Below are 20,460 nucleotides of genomic sequence, written 5' to 3' on the forward strand. Positions count from 1 at the left end.
GGTTCCGGGCATCACCTTCATCACCCTGGCTGTAACGTCTGAGCCGCCATCTGCAGAGCAACAACTGTCCCGTTCATCACTATATGCAGCAAAATTGGCATCAACAGACCGTTGCTTTTCAGTCTGGCCAGGATCAACACCTGCGACACAAGAAACAACATCAGCAACGTGCGTAGATCCACATACTGCGTATGCATGATGGCAAAAATGACCGATACCACCACTGACGACAGCCAGGTTTTATTATTGAACCAGTACTGGAACGCGTTGAATAAACAGCCTCTGAAAACAATTTCTTCATAAACTGGCGCGATAAATATCAGGGTCAACGTAGATAACCACAACGCATAACTACTTAAGGATATTTGGCTGGTCACCCACGCTTCAGTTTGTCTGAGACCCAAAATCAATGGCAGGATAAGCTGAATAAACAGCAGCGCCGCGAACAAAATGGCAAACCACCTGGCGTTGAAAATGCCTTTGCCCAGTCCCTCTCTTTTTCTAAAGAAGAAATAATACAGCGGAACCAGCACAACAAATTCCAGCGCAAACAGCAGCGGAAAAAGTAACCCTTTGGCAAGCAGGTCCTGACTCGCGGGGAAAAACAACGGGGTAAACGTGAGGCCAAACATCAGTAAAAACATTGAAAAGCAGCCAGCAACTGCTTTAGTCCTGACGATATACAGGTTGTCGGCATCCTGTGACATACGATCTCCTTGCGCTCATCGAAGATAAGTTGATGAATTACCTATGCATGATAAAAATTCTCATTATCACTGACAACCTACCAACTTTTACGCAATGCCCATGAGTACAATGCCAAAACCCTCTTTACTCCGGAACTTCACCGTCAACTACTCAGAGGAGAATCTGCCAACGGCAACGAGAAACGGAAGCAGGCCCCTGCCGTTGAGTTAACCAGATGTATATCTCCTCCATGCAGTTCGAGCATTCTACGCACGATCAGTAAGCCCAGGCCGCCGCGCTCGGCCCGCTGCTCACGGGGAATTAACGCGGTCGGGCGCTGAAACAATACTTCTCGCACAGCGTCTTCTACCCCTGGCCCACTGTCCTGCACTTCGGCTAACAAACGGTCTTCATCACGCCAGACTTTTAGCCGCACTTCGCCTCCGTCAGGCGTATGACGGATAGCGTTATCCAGCAAATTCGTCACGACTCTTTCTATCATCGATAAATCGGCATTCACCAGCGGTAACGGCCCCGTTACGTCAAGGTGCAACTGCAAATGACGCGTGGCAACAGGGAGATCAAATTTCTGTGTCACATCCTGGATCAATTCACCAATAGCAAAACGTTCACGCTGCGGTTTTATACCGCCGTGCTCCAGCCTTGCCAGCTCAAACAGCTGTTGTGACAGATGACGAACTTTATGCCCCTGGCGCAGCGCGATGCTAAGATAATGCCGATTTTCCTCCGGCGTCATCGTATCGGCTTTCAGCGACAGCATTTCCAGATATCCCAACAGTGAAGTCAACGGCGTGCGTAAATCGTGCGAAATATTGGCAATAAACTCTCTGCGCTGACGATCGCTGTCTGCTAATAAATCCCACTGCTGGGCAATTTTCTGCGCTAACTCAATAAACGCATTGTTCAGCAGCGCTATTTCATTCTCCGGTACCGGTTCGGGATTTTTTTGTGCCAATTGTTTGATGACGGTAATGCTGTCCTTCTCCAGTTTTACCACCTGTCCGGTTAGCCTTTTTACTGGATTCGTCACCCATCGCCACACCAGAAAACCTGCAATTCCACCGGCTAATAAAACCAGTATTAACGTCCAGGCCACGGTATTCCAGAGCGTTTTTTGCCAGGCGGTATTCGCCAGCATATTCAGATCTTCGCCCTGCAGAATAATGTACAAATAGCCATGTAGCTCACCGTTATATAAAACCGGCGCGGCGCTGAATACCTTTTGCTGGCTGCTACGCGGATCGTTGCCATAGACGGGCAACGCATCTGAATTAAGGAAATTCTGAATCGGCTGTACGCTAATTTTCTGCCGCTGGATATGCCCCGGCGGTGCGGCATCAGCAAGTATTTCACCTGACGGTGAAATCAGATACAGCTCCACGCTGGGGTTGAGCGTCATCAGGTGATTAAACAATCCTTTTAAGGTCTGGCGATTAATCTGCCCGCTGGCATCAATAAGCGACTCACTTTTGACAATCTTGCTCGCCAGCTCCAGCGAGAGCCTTTGCACCATGGCGTCACCATACTGTTTACTGCTGCGAATCTGGACAGCGCTGACGGCAACCGCGCAAATCAGCATAATGGCAGTAAAGACCAGAGTCAGACGCTGGCTCAGCGACAGGCGATAAATCATTGCTGATGCTCCGCATTAACCGCTGCTAACTTATAGCCTCGTCCCCAAACCGTGAGAATAATTTCCGGCTCCGCAGCATCCTTTTCAATTTTGGTCCGCAGGCGATTAATATGACTGTTCACCGTATGCTCATACCCTTCATGCTGGTAGCCCCACACCTGATCTAACAGTGCCTGACGCGAAAAGACCTCGCCTGGATGACGGGCGAAAAAATAGAGCAGATCGAATTCGCGCGGCGTTAAATCGAGGGATTTACCATGCAGCCGGACTTCCCGGGCTAATGGGTCAATCTCTACGCCATGAACGGTGATAATCCCCGCCTCCATACGCAGGTTCTGACTCATCGCTTCCTGACGACGAAACAATGCCTTTACCCGGGCCATCAACTCCAGCACCGAGAAAGGTTTGGCCAGATAATCATCGGCACCCATTTCCAGCCCCAATACACGGTGCGTTTCGCTGGTGCGGGCGCTGATGATAATGACGGGCAAATAAAAACTCATTTGGCGAATGCGACGACAAATCTCCAGCCCGTCGACACCCGGCAGCATCAGATCGAGGATAACGGCATCCCAGACGTGTTTCTCCAGTTGTTCAAGCGCGCGAGCTCCGTCTGCCTCATGAACAATCTCGTAACCCTCATCCTTCAGGCTAAGCTGCAAAAGTGAGGCAATATCGCTGTCATCTTCCACCAAAAATATCTTTTTCGCGCCTGCCATCAGTGTCATCCCCCTCTCGTCGTGCTGAAAGCTTACCTCAGGCAAGGGGCGGAAGTTATCACAAAATTTTTAACTTTTCGTGAGGATCCAGGGATACGCATGCGAGCAGTATGTCGTTACAGACACGTCAGACATCAACAGGGAAACGTCGCTTTGTTTTCCTTAACATGAAAATAAGAAGGAAAAGTCATGCTAAAAAAACGTCCACTTCGGGAAGCAGATGTTACAGCCGAGTCAGTATTTTTTATGCAACGACGACAGATCCTCAAAGCTCTAGGGATAGGTGCGGCTGCGGCCACGCTGTCCTCCCCTACACAGGCTAATTTGCTGGATTGGTTTAAAGGCAACGTTCGTCCACCCGCACCCGCAGGCAAAGCGCTTGAGTTCACAAAGCCCGAACGCTGGCAAAACAGCCTGTCACTGACGCCAGAAGACAAGGTGACGGGCTACAACAATTTCTACGAATTTGGTCTGGATAAAGCCGATCCTGCGGCCAATGCCGGTAGCCTGAAAACCGATCCCTGGACGTTAACCATCAGCGGTGAGGTCAACAAACCTTTAACCTTAGATCATGATGCGCTGACCACACGCTTTCCATTAGAAGAGCGTATTTATCGGATGCGTTGCGTTGAGGCCTGGTCAATGGTTGTGCCGTGGGCGGGTTTTCCGTTGCATAAATTACTGGCGCTGGTTGAGCCAACTAGTCACGCCAAATACGTCGCTTTTGAAACACGCTACGCCCCTGATGAAATGCCGGGCCAGAAAGACCGCTTTATTGGCGGTGGGTTGAAATATCCCTATGTCGAAGGTCTTCGTTTGGATGAGGCTATGCACCCGCTCACACTTCTCACCGTAGGCGTATATGGCAAAGCATTGCCGCCGCAAAACGGGGCGCCGATACGCCTGACCGTACCCTGGAAATACGGCTTCAAGGGCATTAAATCGATAGTCAGTATCAAGCTGACGCGTGAACAGCCGCCGACGACCTGGAATATGTCAGCACCGAATGAATACGGATTTTACGCCAACGTAAATCCGCAGGTGGATCACCCTCGCTGGTCTCAGGCTACTGAGCGTTTTATCGGTTCGGGTGGCATTCTCGATGTACAGCGACAGCCCACGTTACCTTTTAATGGTTATGCCGATGAGGTGGCATCGTTATATCAGGGCATGGATCTTCGGGAGTATTTTTAAGTGAGGTTGACTGCAAAACAGATAACCGGTCTGAAAGTGCTGCTGCATCTCGCCGGTTTTTTACCCCTGCTATGGCTCTTCTGGGCCGCGCAGCATGGCGGGTTGGGCGCCGACCCGGGAAAAGATATCCAGCACTTTACGGGCATTACCGCTCTGAAGTTTTTGCTGGCTACCCTGCTGGTATCGCCGCTTGCGCGCTATGCAAAGCAGCCTTTGTTGTTTCGTACCCGGCGGTTGTTAGGTTTATGGTGCTTTGCCTGGGCCACACTGCATATAACCAGCTATGCTCTGCTGGAACTGGGTATACAAAACCTGGGATTGTTGGGTCGTGAACTGGTTTCACGCCCATGGCTAATGCTGGGTATGGCCGGTTGGATTATCTTATTCCTGTTGACGTTGACCTCGACACAAGCCGCTCAGCGTAAAATGGGCAAACGCTGGCAAACATTGCACAACTACGTCTACCTGGCCGCCATTTTGCTACCGCTGCATTATCTGTGGTCGGTAAAAGTGCTATCACCGCTCCCTATTATCTACGCCATCTGTTTTGTGGTTCTGCTGGCTTTTCGCTATAAAAAGCTGTTACGGAAAACCGGGTACAAAGGTGTGTTTATGAAAAGTGAGTGAATCACGGTAAACTTCTTAACCACACCTAAACAGAACGAGAACAAAAAATGAGTAACAATGATAATTACCATCAGCTCACCCGCACGTTCCAGCGGCTCTCTCGCTTCTCCCACCTCTCGGCAATCGCCAGTTGGGACATGTTTACCATGATGCCGCCAGGAGGCAGTAAAGCCCGGGGCGAAGCGCTGGCCGAGCTGAGCGTGCTTGAGCACCAACTGTTAACCGATCCGAAAGTGGCAATGTGGATCGCCGCAGCGCAACAGGAAGATCTCAACGATGTAGAACAGGCGAACCTGCGCGAAATGTCGCGATTGCATCACCAGGCATCCTTGTTGCCCGAATCGTTGGTAGAAGCAAAATCTCTTGCGGGAAGCCGCTGTGAGCATGCCTGGCGTAGCCAGCGACCAGCTAATGACTGGGAAGGATTTTCCGATAACCTGAAAGAAGTTGTGAAGTACAGCCGCGAAGAAGCCCGACTGCGCGCAGAAGCAAAAGGTTGTTCTCCATATGATGCACTCCTGGACATCTTTGAACCAGGAATGACCAGCGGTCAGTTGGATATCCTTTTCGCGGACGTTAAAAGCTGGCTGCCCGATCTGCTAAACAAGGTGGTGGCAAAGCAGTCTCAACAGTCGCTCATCGCCCCGGTAGGTCCCTTCCCAACAGCTGTACAGCGAGAGCTGGGTCTTGAAACAATGGCACAGCTAGGTTTCGACTTTACCGCTGGTCGGCTGGATATCAGTGCACATCCTTTTTGTGGCGGCGTACCAGAAGATGTCCGCATTACCACCCGCTATGATGAAAACGAATTACTCAGCGCGCTGTTTGGCGTGATCCATGAAACCGGTCATGCGCGCTATGAGCAAAACCTGCCACGCAGCTGGTCTGGGCAACCTATTGCTCTGGCACGCTCAACCGCCATTCATGAGTCCCAGAGTCTGTTCTTTGAGATGCAGCTGGGACGCAGTAAAGCCTTTCTGATGCGGTTGATTCCGGCTGTAACGCGCCACTTTGGCGATCAGGCAGCGTTTGAAGAAAGCAATTTCATCGCCTGGAACCAGCAGGTCAAACCCGGGTTTATCCGTGTTGATGCCGACGAGGTAAGCTATCCCGCTCACGTGATCCTGCGTTATGAAATTGAACGTGCGCTTATTAATGGCGATATTGAAGTGGATGATATCCCGGCATTGTGGAACGAGAAAATGCAGGCCTGGCTGGGGCTGTCAACGATCGGAAACTATCGTAACGGTTGTATGCAGGATATTCACTGGACTGACGGCGGCTTTGGCTACTTCCCTTCCTATACCTTAGGCGCCATGTATGCAGCGCAGTTGTTCAGTGCCGCTAACCGCGCATTGCCTGATTTGAATCAGTCTATTGCCCAAGGTGAGTTTGGTGCTCTGTTTGACTGGTTACGTCAGAATATCTGGCAGCATGGCAGCCGCTTTACTACTGAACAGCTTATTACCCAGGCGACCGGAGAGCCGCTCAGCAGCCGTTATTTCCGTTCTCATCTGGAAGCCCGCTATTTGTAATCTCATACCGTGAGTCATTGTACATATCGTTACACGCCGAAACCAATGACTCACGGAAGCCCTGTGTTTACAGCGATATAGTTATTTCAACGGCCCCGCAGTGGGGTTGAATGAAAAACCAAATCGAGGGTATGAGAATGAAAAAAGTATTAGCTCTGGTTGTTGCCGCTGCTATGGGTCTGTCTTCTGCTGCTTTTGCTGCTGAGACAACTGCTACTACCGCTCCGACTGCTGCTGCAACCACCAAAGCAGCGCCGGCAAAAACCACGCATCACAAAAAACATCACGCTAAAAAATCCACCGCTAAACCAGCGGCAGAACAGAAAGCGCAAGCTGCCAAAAAACACACCAAAAAAGCAGCGACCAAACCGGCTGTAGAACAAAAAGCGCCAGAGCAGAAAGCTCAGGCTGCTAAAAAACACACCAAAAAAGCAGCAACCAAGCCAGCAGCAGAACAAAAAGCACCAGAGCAGAAAGCTCAGGCCGCTAAAAAACACACCAAAAAAGCCGTAAAACACGACACCGCTAAACCAGCAGCTCAACCTGCAGCATAACGCATTTGTAGTCACTATGGCGTCCCCCACGCCATAGCATACGGCGCTAGATCAACCTGATGTAGCGCCGCCTTTCGGAGGGTAAAATGGTGTCACATTACCGCTTTGAGTTCATTCTTATTACTCTGATAATTTGCGCCCTTATTGCCATGCATTTTTATCTTTCCTGAGTGTAGTTATCTGATTTTACTCCCACTTTCTCGCCGTCCCGTCTATAGTATTAACTGAGGGTTTGCTGTTTATAATCATAATTCCCCACCAGAGTGTGATATGCATAAAACCATTGCTGTATTACTGGGCTCAATTTGTTTTTTTCCTGTTGTTGCGCATGCGGATCAGCCAGCAACGACCACCGCTGAAGCAGAAAGCATAAAAACGCTGTTTTTTGGTCATGACGATCGCACGAAAGTAACGGACCCAACGCAATCACCGTGGGACGCTATCGGACAACTGGAAACCGCCAGTGGTAATCTGTGTACCGCCACGCTCATTTCACCGCATCTGGCCCTGACTGCCGGACACTGCTTGCTCGCTCCACCGAAAGGCAAACCGGATAAAGCCGTCGCGTTACGCTTTGTGTCGAAAAAGGGTGTCTGGCGCTATGAAATCCATGGAATCGAAGGACGGGTTGATCCCTCACTAGGTAAGCGTTTGAAAGCCGATGGCGATGGCTGGATTGTGCCGCCATCAGCAGCCCCGTGGGATTTTGGTCTGGTGGTGCTGCGTTACCCGCCTTCCGGAATCACGCCCCTACCATTATTTGAAGGTGATAAAGCGGCGTTAACCGCGGCGCTGAAAACCGCCGATCGTAAAGTCACACAATCGGGCTATCCGGAAGATCATCTGGACGATTTGTACACCCATCAGGATTGCGTGGTGACCGGCTGGGCGCAGAATACCGTCTTGTCGCACCAGTGCGACACGCTCCCGGGCGACAGCGGTTCACCGTTGATGCTGAAGACAGATTCAGGCTGGCAGTTGATTGGCGTACAAAGCTCCGCTCCGGCAGCGAAAGATCGCTGGCGAGCCGATAATCGCGCCATATCCGTGACCGGTTTTCGCGATAAGCTGGAAGAGTTGGCGCAGGAGTAACATATGCTGCCCGCATTAACGGGCAGCACGGATATCAGGCAAGTTTAATCATCACCATTCCGGCCAGCAGCAGCGCCACGCCGATCCAGCCTTTATTATTCAGGCGCTGACCAAACAACACCCAACCAGCCGCTAACGTCGCGGCAATCCCAAACCCGCCCCACAAGGCGTAGGCAACAGAAAGGTCAATACCTTTTACCGCCTGCGACAGCGCACTAAAGGCCGCTAACACGGCAGCCAGCGACAGCACGCCATAAATCTTGCGGCGAAATCCATCAGAAAATTTCAAAAAGACGTTAGCGACTATTTCCAGCACGATGGCCATGCCAAGCCAGGCACCATGAACCCACTCAAACTGCTGCATGGGTCACCTCTTTGCTCGTTTTGGCAGGTTTTCGAGTACCAGATTTGATCAGCACAATGCCTAATACCAGCGAGACCAGTCCAGCCACTTTCATCGTGGACAAGGTTTCGTCAAATAACAACACACTAAACAGCGTAATAAATAAAATACCGATACCTTCCCACAAGGCATAGGCCACACCAAGGGCAATTTTTTTAACAGCGAAACTAAGAAAAATATATGATAAGGCGATCATTACCAGCATTAAAATAAAGCCTGAATTACCATGGCCAACGCTTGCCCATTTCATTGACAGCGTACCAGTAATTTCAGCCGCGATGGCCAGACCTAATAATATCCAGTAAAACATGATGCTTCTCCTGCTTGAGAATATAGTCCTTTAGGCCTACTGCATGCAGTAAACCAAAAAAAAAATTAGTTAGCTCAGCGCACAGCGCCAGCTCAGGCAGAAGAAGGGACTAAAGCGCGTTGCGCCAGTGTTGCTCACCCGCAAGCAAGAAAGTGGAGGAGGTACGAAGAAGTGTAGGTAAACGCAAAAACATCCTGAACATATTGTCCATAATATTACAATTATCCGCAGTGTTGCTTCTCATCATCGCGGATGATAATTGTCCTCGGTAGTTAAACACAGATGATTTGTATCATAGCTTCAAGACGAACTCAAAGTCTTTTCACTTCTTTACCTGCCCCGTTTGATTTTTGTTATAACGGCTCGACGCAAATCACATTATTATGCAGATTCAAAAATGAAAAATGCGGGAATACACATGGCGAAACCGATCATCACGCTTAACGGTCTAAAAATAGTAATTATGCTGGGCATGCTGGTTATCATCCTGAGCGGTATTCGCTTTGCCGCAGATATCATCGTCCCCTTTATTCTGGCGTTATTTATAGCCGTTGTGCTCAATCCCGTGGTGCAGCGGATGGTCAAGCTTCGCATACCGCGCGTAATTGCGGTGTCATTGCTTATCGTTATTATTGTAATGTTAATGGTGCTGCTGTTGGCGTATTTAGGTACATCCTTAAATGAACTTGCGCGAACGCTACCGCAATATCGCTCTTCACTGGTTATCCCACTGAAAAATCTTGAACCATGGTTACAACGCGCAGGGATCGGCGTTACCGTGGACGAGCTCGTCAAATATATCGATCCGAACGCGGCAATGACGCTGGTGACCAATTTACTGGCGCAGCTTTCAAATGCTATGTCATCGATATTTTTACTGCTACTGACTGTAGTTTTTATGCTACTGGAAGTACCGCAACTGCCCAACAAACTCAAACAAATGATGAGTCGCCCCATTGAAGGTATGGCGGCGATTCAACGCGCCATCGACAGCGTCTCCCACTATCTGGTGCTTAAAACGGCAATCAGCATTGTGACCGGGTTGGTCGCCTGGGGCATGCTTGCTGCATTGGATGTGCGCTTTGCCTTTGTCTGGGGATTACTGGCCTTCGCCCTGAACTACATCCCTAATATCGGTTCTGTATTGGCGGCCATTCCCCCTATTGCTCAGGTGCTGGCATTCAGCGGTCTTTACGATGCGCTGGTGGTTCTGGCAGGCTATCTGGTCATCAACCTGGTATTCGGGAATATCCTCGAGCCGCGGATCATGGGCCGCGGGCTGGGGCTGTCTACGCTGGTGGTATTTCTGTCGTTAATCTTCTGGGGCTGGTTGCTCGGTCCCGTGGGGATGCTGCTTTCTGTGCCGCTGACCATCATCGTGAAAATCGCGCTTGAGCAAACCAATGGCGGTCAAAGCATTGCCGTGCTGCTTAGCGATCTGAACAAAGAATGAGTTTTCGCCCCGCCATTACGGGGCATTTCCTTTATCCTTTCACGCGGAAAGCCAAAACGGCGCTTAACAGCGTAAATAGCGCTATTATCCACGCCATGGTCCAGGGCGTGCCATCACTGAAAGCGGCCAGCAGCAACGATGAGATAATACCGCTGCCATATTGCAACGCGCCAATCAGCGCCGAAGCTGAACCCGCAATGTTCGGTACCGCGTCCAACGCCGCAGCAGTCGACGTCGCGGCAATAATGCCATTCATCGAGAACAGCAGAAAAATGGAAACGATAATGGCAACAATTCCGCCTGACTCCAGCTTAACCAGCAGTGCAAGCGCCACTGCGGCCAGCGCCGCCAGCATCGTCGCATATTTCAGCAGTTGTTCCAGAGCATGTCGTTGAACCAGACGACGGTTAACCACGCTCATCGCCATAACACCGATAATGTTTAGCGCAAACAACCAGCCGTAATGCTGTGGATCAACATGGTAATAGCTAATATAAACAAACGGTGACCCGGTAATAAACGCGTACGCACCGACGTAATAAAACGTCAGGCTCAGGGTATAGCGCATAAAACGCCCATTCGTTAACAACGAGCGGTAATTACGAAATGCGCCAGCCAAAGAGGCTTTCACCCGTTTATCTTCCGGCAATGTTTCGGGCAGCCAGTTTAGGGAGATAAACATCAGCGCACCAATCACCACCAGCAGCCAAAAAATAGAGTGCCAGGTGCTCAGGCGAATAATTTGCCCGCCAATCAACGGTCCGGCGATTGGCGCAATCGCCATCACCAACACCAGGGTCGAGAGCATTTGCGCCGCACGAGTACGTGCAAAGAGATCGCGGATCATCGCTCGCGCCAGCATAGGTCCGGTACAGGCTCCAAGCGCCTGAAATACCCGCCAGAAAACAATTTGCGTGATACTTGTAGACAGCGCACACCCTGCGGAACCAATGATAAATAGCACCATGCCGATAAACAGCGGCTTGCGCCGCCCCATATGATCGCTAATCGGCCCCCAAATCAACTGTGCGATAGTAAAACCAATTAAGAAACCAGTAATCGTCAGCTCAACATTGCCATGTAAATCCTCGGCCATCGTCGGCATTGCTGGAAGATAAATATCGGTAGAAAGCGATGTAAAGGCCATCAGGCCACTGAGGATCAGAATAAAAGTAAGACCGGTCTGGCTTGCGGTAGTTACCGGTGAGGCATGTTCACGTGTACGCATAGTGCCCTGTCATGTTCTAAAAAGTCAGGTCGCAGTATATAGACAACGTATTGCCGTGATTAGACGGTTAAAACCGCATGAGTTTATGAACTGAAATCATGAATGGTGAAATCATAGGCGTCATATTTTGTGACTGACTTCCAATAATTACCTTTCAGAAATGAATTCTACTCATAGGTCCATGCGAATTTCACAGACTAATCGTATCAACACAGATTTGCTAATCTGCAGCCAATGCAACGATGATGCTCAGGAGAACCCAATGAATACAACAGTTCTGAATAACGGTGTTGAGATGCCCCTGCTCGGATTTGGCGTTTATCAAATGACTGATGCCAGCGAATGTGAGCAAGCCGTACGGGATGCCATTGATACAGGATATCGCCTGATTGATACCGCAGCCTCCTATCAGAATGAAACTCAGGTCGGCAATGCACTTAAGCAAAGCGGAGTCCCCCGCGAGGCGCTTTTTGTGACTACCAAACTGTGGTTACAGGATACCAACTATGCAGGCGCAAAGGCGCAATTCGCACGTTCTCTGCAACGGCTTCAACTGGATTATATTGACCTTTATTTGATTCATCAGCCCTATGGCGATGTGCACGGTGCCTGGCGCGCGATGGAAGAATTATATGAAGAAGGGAAAATCCGCGCGATTGGCGTGAGTAACTTTCATCCGGATCGTCTGGCGGATTTAATCGCTTTCAATCGCATTATTCCAGCCGTTAACCAGATTGAGGTGAATCCTTTTCATCAGCAACCGCATGCCGTAGCCTGGATGCAGAGCCGGAATATTCAACCGCAAGCCTGGGCGCCGTTCGCTGAAGGACGCAATGACCTGTTTCAGAACCCAGTCTTAGCGGCTATTGGTGAAAAATATGGCAAAAGCGTTGGTCAAGTCGTGCTGCGTTGGATTTATCAACGTGGGATAATTTCGCTGGCGAAAACCGTGCGTAAAACGCGGATGGCCGAGAATATTCAGGTGCTGGACTTTGCCCTAACGGCGGAAGAGATGACGCAAATTGCCGCGATGGACAGCGGAACCAGCGCGTTCTTCTCGCATCGCGATCCGGCTCGTGTGGAATCGATCACCCAACGTAAACTGGATGTTTAAAAAAACGGCCTCCGCAGAGGCCGTCTTACTTTTACTGGCAATTACAGCGCTTTCAGGATCGCATCCACGCTGGCTTTGGCATCGCCAAACAGCATATGGGTGTTGTCTTTAAAGAACAGCGGGTTCTGCACACCTGCATAGCCAGTGTTCATTGAACGTTTGAACACAATTACGTTCTGCGCTTTCCACACTTCCAGCACCGGCATGCCGGCGATCGGGCTGCGCGGGTCATCCTGCGCAGCCGGGTTTACCGTGTCGTTGGCACCAATGACCAGCACGGTATCGGTATCGGCGAAATCATCGTTGATCTCATCCATTTCCAGCACGATGTCATAAGGTACTTTGGCTTCCGCCAGCAGCACGTTCATATGACCTGGCAAGCGCCCTGCTACCGGGTGAATACCAAAACGCACTTTGATGCCGCGCGCGCGAAGTTTCTCAGTAATTTCCGCGACCGGATACTGTGCCTGAGCCACTGCCATGCCGTAGCCCGGGGTGATGATCACGGAGTGCGAGTTCTTCAGCATTTCTGCTGTGTCTTCCGCAGTAATCTCACGATGTTCACCCACTTCTTCATCAGACCCGGTAGAAGAACCGTCAGAACCAAAGCCGCCCGCAATAACGCTGAAAAATGAACGGTTCATCGCCTTACACATAATGTAAGACAGGATCGCACCAGAAGAACCGACCAGCGCACCGGTAACGATCAGCAGATCGTTGCTCAGCATAAAGCCCGCTGCCGCCGCCGCCCATCCTGAATAGGAGTTAAGCATTGACACGACAACCGGCATATCCGCACCGCCAATGGACGCCACCAGATGCCAGCCAAAAGCCAGTGCAATAATGGTCATCACCAGCAGCGCCAGAACCTGCAGGCCCACGCTTTCGGTACGAACAAACACCACCAGCAGCAGGAAAGAAACAACCAGCGCCGCCAGGTTCATTTTGTGACGATTCGGCAGCATCAGCGGTTTAGAGGAGATCTTGCCGCGCAGTTTGCCAAAGGCCACCACAGAACCGGTAAAGGTCACCGCACCGATGAAGATACCCAGGAACACTTCCGTCAGGTGAATGTTCACCAGAATCGGCTCCAGGCCCGTATCGTGATACAGGTAGCTGTTGAACCCCACCAGTACCGCAGCCAGACCGACGAAGCTGTGCAGAATCGCCACCAACTCCGGCATCTCGGTCATTTCGACTTTCTTCGCCAGACGAATACCAATCGCGCCGCCGATGATCATCGCTACCAGGATCCACGCAACGTTGCCGGTATCCGGGCCAAAAATCGTAGCAATCAGCGCAATCGCCATCCCGGCGATGCCGTAGTTGTTACCCTGCTGAGAGGTTTCGTGTTTCGAAAGCCCCGCCAGACTAAAAATAAACAGGATCGCGGCAACAATGTATGCAGCTGTAACTAATCCTCCAGACATATGTTACCCCTTAGTTTTTCCGGAACATTTTCAGCATGCGCTGAGTCACGGTGAAGCCACCGAAAATATTAATGCTGGCAATAAGCACCGCGATAAAGCTCAGGAAACTCACCCAGCCACCCTGGCCAATTTGCAATAACGCCCCAACCACGATAATCCCCGAGATGGCGTTAGTCACAGACATCAGCGGAGTATGCAACGCATGTGACACATTCCAGACCACGTAGTAACCCACCACGCAGGAAAGCGCGAACACCGTAAAGTGACCAAGGAACTCTTTCGGCGCGACGTCGGCGAGCCAGCCAAACAAAATCACTACCAGCGCCATCAGCGCATATTTGCGCCACGGAGAGACAGGCTTTTTCTCTTCTTTCGGCGCTGGTGCGGCTTTTGGCGCAGCCTGCGGCTGAGCAGAAACCTGGATCGGCGGCGCAGGCCAGGTGATTTCACCATCACGAACCACCGTGACACCACGCACAACCACGTCGTCAAAATCGACAGTGATATTGCCGTCTTTCTCTTTGCACAACAGTTTGAGCAGGTTGACGAGGTTCGTGCCGTACAGCTGGGAAGATTGCGTTGGCAAACGGCCAGGCAGATCGGTATAGCCGATAACCTTCACCCCGTTCTCGGTGGTGGTCACCTGATTAGGCACGGTATATTCGCAGTTACCGCCGTTTTGCGCGGCAAGATCGACAATTACGCTGCCCGCTTTCATCGAATCGACCATTTCACGGGTGATCAGTTTCGGGGCCGGTTTGCCCGGAATCAGCGCTGTGGTAACGATAATGTCGACGTCTTTCGCCTGCGCAGCGAAGAGTTCCATTTCAGCTTTGATGAACGCTTCGGACATCACTTTGGCATAGCCATCGCCGCTGCCCGCTTCTTCTTTAAAGTCCAGTTCAAGGAACTCTGCGCCCATACTCTGCACTTGTTCCTTCACTTCCGGACGGGTATCAAAAGCGCGCACGATAGCGCCCAGGCTGTTTGCCGCACCGATCGCCGCAAGACCTGCCACACCCGCACCAATCACCATGACCTTGGCAGGTGGAACCTTACCTGCGGCGGTGATCTGGCCGGTGAAGAAGCGACCGAATTCATGTGCAGCTTCAACAATAGCGCGATACCCGGCGATGTTCGCCATCGAGCTTAAGGCATCCAGCGACTGTGCGCGCGAAATACGCGGCACGGAGTCCATCGCCATGACCGTCACGTTGCGCTCTGCAAGTTTTTGCAGCAGCTCAGGGTTTTGCGCGGGCCAAAGAAAACTCACCAGCGTCGTGCCCGGATTGAGTAACGGAATTTCCGCCTCCTCCGGCGCATTGACCTTCAGGATGATCTCTGACTGCCAGACTGCATTTCCATCAACAATTTCTGCGCCTGCTTGTACAAACGCCTTATCGTCAAAACTCGCCAGTTGACCTGCACCGCTTTCAACCGCGACGCTGAAACCCAGTTTAAGCAGCTGCTCAACCGTCTTCGGCGTGGCTGCAACGCGGGTTTCATTGGTTAACCGTTCTCTTGGTATGCCAATTCGCATAATGTTCCCTTCCATCTGTAATTATGATGATGGTTTATCAATGTTCGCACGAGGCATGCGCGCACTCTCGAAAGAGGTCAGTGTTACCTCAATAAAATAAAACAGTAACAAACTCTGTATAACCTACTGAAAATGACGCCTGTGATCTAGCGCCAAAAAACAGTATTTATTATGAAATTCGCGAAATAGAGATGAATCGAACCTCAGACAGATAAAATGCCCTAAAAATAGCCCACAAAGGCTGATAATTCGCTCAAGCGAAGCGGCAAAACATGATTACCTACCTGCCAAAAACAATTAATTAACATTAAATTAACTTATGAAATTCAACTGCTTTATCAGTTTTGGTCACCAAAAGCCGAAATTTTCGGCATATCACAAAATGTTATCGCTGTTGTTACCTAACGTGACATGATGAGTGAAAAATGACGCAGACACTGACACAATTTAAATGCAATAATCAGCGACGTTTCTAGTCAATAACAATACCAGTACCTGGTTTGCGCAAGGCGAAGGATTATTTTTATGAAGCTTAAGAACACTCTCCTGGCGTCCGCACTAATTTCTGCGACTGCTTTTTCTGTAAATGCAGCGACAGAATTGACGCCGGAGCAAGCGGCTGCCCTGAAACCCTATGACCGCATTGTGGTCACCGGTCGTTTTAATGCTATCGGTGATGCGGTTGCTGCCGTTTCACGCCGTGCAGATAAAGACGGTGCAGCCTCCTTTTATGTTGTTGATACCTCAGATTTTGGCAGCGGCGGTAACTGGCGCGTTGTTGCCGACGTCTATAAAGCCGACGCTGAAAAAGCGGAAGCGTCAAAAAACCGTGTCATTAACGGCGTTATGGAATTGCCAAAAGATCAGGCCGTTCTGATAGAACCTTACGACACCGTTACAGTGCAAGGTTTCTACCGTAGCCAGCCTGAAGTAAACGATGCCATCACCAAAGCAGCGAAAGAGAAAGGTGCTTACTCCTTCTATATCGTGCGTCAGGTCGATGCCAACCAGGGCGGCAACCAGCGTATTACTGCATTCATCTATAAAGCTGATGCGAAAAAACGCATTGTACAAAGCCCTGATGCGATCCCAGCAGATTCAGATGCTGGTCGTGCCGCATTAGCAGCAGGTGGCGAAGCCGCGAAGAAAGTTGAGATCCCGGGCGTAGCAACTACCGCTTCTCCGAGTGCTGAAGTTGGCCGCTTCTTCGAAACGCAATCCACCAAAGGCGGACGTTACACTGTCACGCTGCCGGATGGAACCAAAGTTGAAGAGCTGAACAAAGCGACCGCCGCCATGATGGTACCGTTCGACAGCATCAAGTTCACCGGTAACTACGGCAACATGACGGAAGTCTCTTATCAGGTAGCAAAACGCGCAGCGAAGAAAGGCGCGAAGTACTATCACATTACCCGCCAGTGGTCAGAACGTGGTAACAACGTGACAATCAGCGCCGATCTGTATAAGTAATACCCAATGCCTTATCAGGTCTACAGTCCTTGTAGACCTGATAATTTCGCGCGGTTCTGTTTCCAGATAAAACAAAAACAGCAGTATTAAGACAACTTTTCACACTATTAGTCACAAATCTCTCTATCCCCATTGCATGCGTTCTCTTCTCTCCGTAAAATCCCGCGCCTTAGTGGCTTTCACCATTTTTATGCGGTTTGCCAAAATAATTATTCTCTCACTCTCGTTTTTGTAACTGGATACAAATGGAAAAGAAATTGGGTCTGAGCGCACTGACCGCGCTGGTTTTAAGCTCAATGCTCGGCGCTGGCGTTTTCAGCCTGCCACAAAATATGGCGGCAGTAGCCAGCCCGGCTGCATTACTAATTGGTTGGGCGATTACCGGTGCGGGTATTCTTTTGCTCGCCTTTGCCATGCTGATCCTGACGCGTATCCGTCCTGAACTGGACGGCGGTATCTTCACCTATGCACGTGAAGGTTTCGGCGAGTTGATTGGCTTCTGCTCTGCGTGGGGATACTGGCTGTGCGCTGTTATCGCTAACGTTTCGTATCTGGTCATCGTCTTCTCTGCGCTCAGTTTCTTTACCGACACACCGGAATTACGTCTGTTCGGCGACGGTAATACCTGGCAGTCGATTGTCGGCGCATCGGTACTGTTATGGATAGTCCATTTTCTGGTGTTGCGGGGAGTACAAACCGCGGCCAGCATTAACCTGGTCGCTACTCTGGCAAAACTATTGCCGCTAGGCCTCTTTATCGTGCTGGCGTTCATGCTGTTTAAGCTCGACACCTTTACTCTCGATTTTACCGGCGTCGCGTTGGGCGTGCCTGTCTGGGAGCAGGTCAAAAACACCATGCTCATCACCCTGTGGGTTTTCATTGGTGTGGAAGGCGCGGTGGTGGTATCTGCCCGCGCCAGAAATAAACGCGATGTTGGTCGCGCCACGCTGTTAGCTGTACTCGCCGCACTGGGCGTTTACCTGTTAGTCACCCTGCTATCCCTCGGCGTTGTCGCGCGGCCAGAACTGGCAGAGATCCGCAATCCATCAATGGCCGGTCTGATGGTTAAAATGATGGGGCCATGGGGCGAAATTATTATTGCCGCGGGTCTGATTGTTTCCGTGTGCGGTGCCTATTTAAGCTGGACGATTATGGCGGCGGAAGTGCCGTTCCTCGCCTCCACGCACAAAGCGTTTCCGCGTATTTTTGCGCGACAGAATGCACAGGGTGCGCCATCGGCATCGCTGTGGTTAACCAACATCTGTGTACAAATCTGCCTTGTGCTAATCTGGCTCACAGGCTCCGACTACAATACGTTACTGACAATCGCCTCAGAGATGATTCTGGTGCCCTATTTGCTGGTCGGCGCATTTCTGTTAAAAATTGCCACCCGTCCGATTCATAAGGCTGTCGGTATCGGTGCGAGTATTTATGGCATCTGGTTATTGTATGCGTCAGGTCCGATGCATCTGCTGCTGTCTGTAGTGTTGTATGCGCCAGGGCTGTTGGTTTTCCTTTATGCCCGTAAAACGCACACGCATGAAAACGTATTAAAACGCCAGGAGATGGCGCTGATCGGCCTGTTGCTTGTTGCTGCTGTGCCAGCTACCTGGATGCTGATAGGCTAACGTTATACCCATCGCTGGCTTCGGAAAATATCAGACTATGAATATCCTGATAAAGGATTATCGGGATATCATGGTTAACGCTGATTAATCGAAAATAATCGCTCTCCCTTCATGCTTGCCCCCACACTATTTGTTGCTGCGTGTGAAGCGCTTATCACGGCTCTCCAGATGATGACTCATCACAAGGTGTGATCCCCCTATTGAGTTCGAGTTATTCTTTCTACACTTCACAATCGCAAACTGCTTTACGGCGCAACAGTCAGTCACGATCACCTGCTTTATCTTCTTATGAATCACAACATAACATACAGAAACACATCATAACCTTCTCAATTCTTTGTTCACTTTTCATATTGATAAAAGATAAAAAAGAAACACTTAACGAACACATACACATCATAATATATGGATAAATAAAAGAACAATTAATCATCACACAATTAACTATTTGTGCTTTATCTTGTGTTGAGTTTATCATGCAGTTGTGTTGGTATTTGTGTTTGATGATAATGCAACCCGTGCGCTGGTCCCACCAGCTACACTCCCCTCGTCAATTATGTCGGAAATAAAAAAGGTTTATTAATAGCTGTTACTGCATCGATTAATTATGTAGTCGGCAGTATTTAGTCATTGAAGGACAAACAAAATGATAAATAAAGAATTAATGATGACACCCCCTATTAATCCTAAATGGAGTATTAAAATGTTTAAGAAATCAGTGGTTGCAGTATTAATAGTTCTTCCAATGTCTGCTTTTGCTCATGGTCACGGTGGCCATGGAGGTATGGGCGGTCACAATTTTGGTGGCCATGGCCATGGTGGTAACATTGGTCATGCTTTTAGTGGTCATTCGTTTGGTGGTCACTTTGCGGAGCGCATGAATGCAGGTGGTGGCTTCACAGGATTCTCTAAAGGCTCCATCAATATGAGCGATCACCCCATTGCAGATAACACGACACGTTCCATCAGTGTGAAAGATGGTGTCGTTACTAAAAACATTGCCTACAACGGTGTTAATGAACAATATTCTGCGACAACCACAATCAGTCAAGAAACAGGTGTGGTTCGTACCTCAACAGTTACTCGTGATGGTGTGACCAAAACAGCATCAACTGTTGTGTCGCCTGAAATGCGTTCCCACACGGTTGACGTGACGAACGGTGATGTAACGCATTTCTCCGATCATAGCTATGTTGAAGGTGTTGGCGGCCTGTCGATTCACGGCACTAAAGAAGGTGATGAGGCTTTTGGTACAGTCACTGCATACAACGATGTATCCAACGCAGTGAAAACTACCCACGCGCTCAAAAATGCTGACCTGACTCGTGTAGCATCAACAGTGATTGCACCAACCATGCGTACTCATAATGTTATGGTGAAAGAAGGTGATCTCACAATCACTCACCTTCGTGGTTATGTTGGAAATGAGACTGTTGGGTATGGTTTCTCTAAGGGCGTAGCTAAAGAAGATGGTTATGCAATCGAAACTTCAGTCAACTCACTTGGCATAGCAACTGTTGGGGCATATGGCCCTAGTCACTATGCAGAGAAGGCAGAAAATCTGAAAACGGGTGAAGTGAAAACAATCACCGATATCACTCCGCCACAACCAACTCCTGTTGTCGTACACGTTGTACCCGTAACTCCTCTGACTCCTGCGACGCCTGTAAATCCTCCTGTCGTGGTTCACGTTGTTCCAGCATCAACGATTACCCCAGCCACTCCAGCGACTACCGTGTATAACGATAAACTCGGTGATAGTGTCATCTTGTATTGGAATATCTAAACTAAATGAGGCTGGAGCAATCCAGCCTTTTTAGAG

Annotated in this window: 20 protein-coding genes; 11 read left to right on the forward strand and 9 right to left on the reverse strand. The window is 49.9% G+C overall.

Translation table 11 applies throughout. The features are described from left to right. Window positions 1–20: 20 nt before the first annotated feature. The 3 genes from OGY13_RS13230 to OGY13_RS13240 all read right to left on the reverse strand — a co-directional run bounded on the left by OGY13_RS13230 (window position 21) and on the right by OGY13_RS13240 (window position 3,060). Window positions 21–707, reverse strand: coding sequence for a CPBP family intramembrane glutamic endopeptidase (locus OGY13_RS13230; RefSeq protein ID WP_198802153.1), 687 nt, complete (start codon window positions 705–707; stop codon window positions 21–23). Between the two features lie 143 nt (window positions 708–850). Beyond that, window positions 851–2,341 (reverse strand): sensor histidine kinase, encoded by a 1,491-nt coding sequence (locus tag OGY13_RS13235; protein ID WP_213752195.1) that lies wholly within the window; start codon window positions 2,339–2,341, stop codon window positions 851–853. Further along, window positions 2,338–3,060, reverse strand: a complete 723-nt coding sequence (locus OGY13_RS13240) for a winged helix-turn-helix domain-containing protein (protein WP_213752261.1) — start codon at window positions 3,058–3,060, stop codon at window positions 2,338–2,340. Before OGY13_RS13240 ends, OGY13_RS13235 begins: the two co-directional genes overlap by 4 nt. Window positions 3,061–3,249: 189 nt before the next feature. On the opposite strand from OGY13_RS13240, the gene msrP reads away from it, so the two are divergent. The 6 genes from msrP (at window position 3,250) to OGY13_RS13265 (ending at window position 8,062) form a co-directional block, all read left to right on the forward strand. Next, window positions 3,250–4,254 (forward strand): protein-methionine-sulfoxide reductase catalytic subunit MsrP, encoded by a 1,005-nt coding sequence (gene msrP, locus OGY13_RS13245; RefSeq protein ID WP_213752194.1) that lies wholly within the window; start codon window positions 3,250–3,252, stop codon window positions 4,252–4,254. Next, window positions 4,255–4,881, forward strand: coding sequence for a protein-methionine-sulfoxide reductase heme-binding subunit MsrQ (gene msrQ, locus OGY13_RS13250; protein ID WP_008784717.1), 627 nt, complete (start codon window positions 4,255–4,257; stop codon window positions 4,879–4,881). A 47-nt stretch (window positions 4,882–4,928) separates the two neighbouring features. Then, the gene (locus tag OGY13_RS13255; protein WP_213752193.1) at window positions 4,929–6,416 is read left to right on the forward strand and encodes a carboxypeptidase M32; all 1,488 of its coding nucleotides are present in this window, start codon (window positions 4,929–4,931) and stop codon (window positions 6,414–6,416) included. 137 nt (window positions 6,417–6,553) lie between these two features. Beyond that, the gene (gene asr, locus OGY13_RS13260; protein ID WP_032943374.1) at window positions 6,554–6,970 is read left to right on the forward strand and encodes an acid resistance repetitive basic protein Asr; all 417 of its coding nucleotides are present in this window, start codon (window positions 6,554–6,556) and stop codon (window positions 6,968–6,970) included. Window positions 6,971–7,056: 86 nt separating this feature from the next. Beyond that, window positions 7,057–7,140: a small membrane protein YdgU gene (ydgU, locus tag OGY13_RS25145; protein WP_049259791.1), complete on the forward strand. Its 84-nt coding sequence runs from the start codon at window positions 7,057–7,059 to the stop codon at window positions 7,138–7,140. 100 nt (window positions 7,141–7,240) lie between these two features. Beyond that, window positions 7,241–8,062, forward strand: a complete 822-nt coding sequence (locus OGY13_RS13265; protein WP_008784714.1) for a trypsin-like serine peptidase — start codon at window positions 7,241–7,243, stop codon at window positions 8,060–8,062. A 34-nt stretch (window positions 8,063–8,096) separates the two neighbouring features. Here OGY13_RS13265 and mdtI read toward each other — a convergent pair whose 3' ends face one another. The 3 genes from mdtI to OGY13_RS25150 all read right to left on the reverse strand — a co-directional run bounded on the left by mdtI (window position 8,097) and on the right by OGY13_RS25150 (window position 9,055). Beyond that, on the reverse strand, window positions 8,097–8,426 hold the full coding sequence (gene mdtI, locus OGY13_RS13270) for a multidrug/spermidine efflux SMR transporter subunit MdtI (protein WP_003832870.1): 330 nt from the start codon (window positions 8,424–8,426) through the stop codon (window positions 8,097–8,099). Then, entirely contained in the window at window positions 8,413–8,778 is a 366-nt protein-coding gene (gene mdtJ, locus OGY13_RS13275) for a multidrug/spermidine efflux SMR transporter subunit MdtJ (protein WP_162623449.1), read from the reverse strand. The genes mdtI and mdtJ overlap by 14 nt, the downstream gene beginning before the upstream one ends. A gap of 106 nt (window positions 8,779–8,884) precedes the next feature. After that, entirely contained in the window at window positions 8,885–9,055 is a 171-nt protein-coding gene (locus tag OGY13_RS25150; RefSeq protein ID WP_087050578.1) for a protein YdgV, read from the reverse strand. Between the two features lie 138 nt (window positions 9,056–9,193). Between OGY13_RS25150 and OGY13_RS13280 the strand changes: the two genes are divergently transcribed. Continuing rightward, complete coding sequence (locus tag OGY13_RS13280; RefSeq protein WP_128611547.1) at window positions 9,194–10,228, forward strand: AI-2E family transporter; 1,035 nt, start codon at window positions 9,194–9,196, stop codon at window positions 10,226–10,228. Window positions 10,229–10,259: 31 nt separating this feature from the next. Here the strand turns inward: OGY13_RS13280 and OGY13_RS13285 are convergent, their stop codons facing one another. Further along, window positions 10,260–11,456, reverse strand: a complete 1,197-nt coding sequence (locus OGY13_RS13285; RefSeq protein ID WP_008784710.1) for a multidrug effflux MFS transporter — start codon at window positions 11,454–11,456, stop codon at window positions 10,260–10,262. Window positions 11,457–11,718: 262 nt separating this feature from the next. On the opposite strand from OGY13_RS13285, the gene OGY13_RS13290 reads away from it, so the two are divergent. Continuing rightward, window positions 11,719–12,570: an aldo/keto reductase gene (locus tag OGY13_RS13290; protein ID WP_213752192.1), complete on the forward strand. Its 852-nt coding sequence runs from the start codon at window positions 11,719–11,721 to the stop codon at window positions 12,568–12,570. Window positions 12,571–12,611: 41 nt separating this feature from the next. On the opposite strand, the gene pntB is transcribed toward OGY13_RS13290, so the two are convergent. Next, window positions 12,612–14,000, reverse strand: coding sequence for a Re/Si-specific NAD(P)(+) transhydrogenase subunit beta (pntB, locus tag OGY13_RS13295; protein WP_003832859.1), 1,389 nt, complete (start codon window positions 13,998–14,000; stop codon window positions 12,612–12,614). Window positions 14,001–14,010: 10 nt separating this feature from the next. Beyond that, window positions 14,011–15,540, reverse strand: a complete 1,530-nt coding sequence (gene pntA / locus OGY13_RS13300) for a Re/Si-specific NAD(P)(+) transhydrogenase subunit alpha (protein ID WP_020996412.1) — start codon at window positions 15,538–15,540, stop codon at window positions 14,011–14,013. Window positions 15,541–16,065: 525 nt separating this feature from the next. Between pntA and ydgH the strand changes: the two genes are divergently transcribed. From ydgH to OGY13_RS13315, 3 genes are all read left to right on the forward strand, one after another. Beyond that, window positions 16,066–17,010 (forward strand): DUF1471 family protein YdgH, encoded by a 945-nt coding sequence (gene ydgH, locus OGY13_RS13305; RefSeq protein WP_003832856.1) that lies wholly within the window; start codon window positions 16,066–16,068, stop codon window positions 17,008–17,010. Window positions 17,011–17,255: 245 nt separating this feature from the next. Further along, a complete protein-coding gene (locus OGY13_RS13310; RefSeq protein ID WP_048214240.1) occupies window positions 17,256–18,638 on the forward strand; it encodes an amino acid permease in 1,383 nt (460 codons plus the stop codon). A gap of 646 nt (window positions 18,639–19,284) precedes the next feature. Then, a complete protein-coding gene (locus tag OGY13_RS13315) occupies window positions 19,285–20,424 on the forward strand; it encodes a hypothetical protein (protein WP_213752191.1) in 1,140 nt (379 codons plus the stop codon). The last annotated feature ends 36 nt before the right edge of the window (window positions 20,425–20,460 follow it).

The sequence above is a fragment of the Citrobacter sp. Cpo045 genome, from assembly GCF_030332875.1.
In the GTDB taxonomy this organism is placed as follows: Bacteria; Pseudomonadota; Gammaproteobacteria; order Enterobacterales; family Enterobacteriaceae; genus Citrobacter; species Citrobacter portucalensis.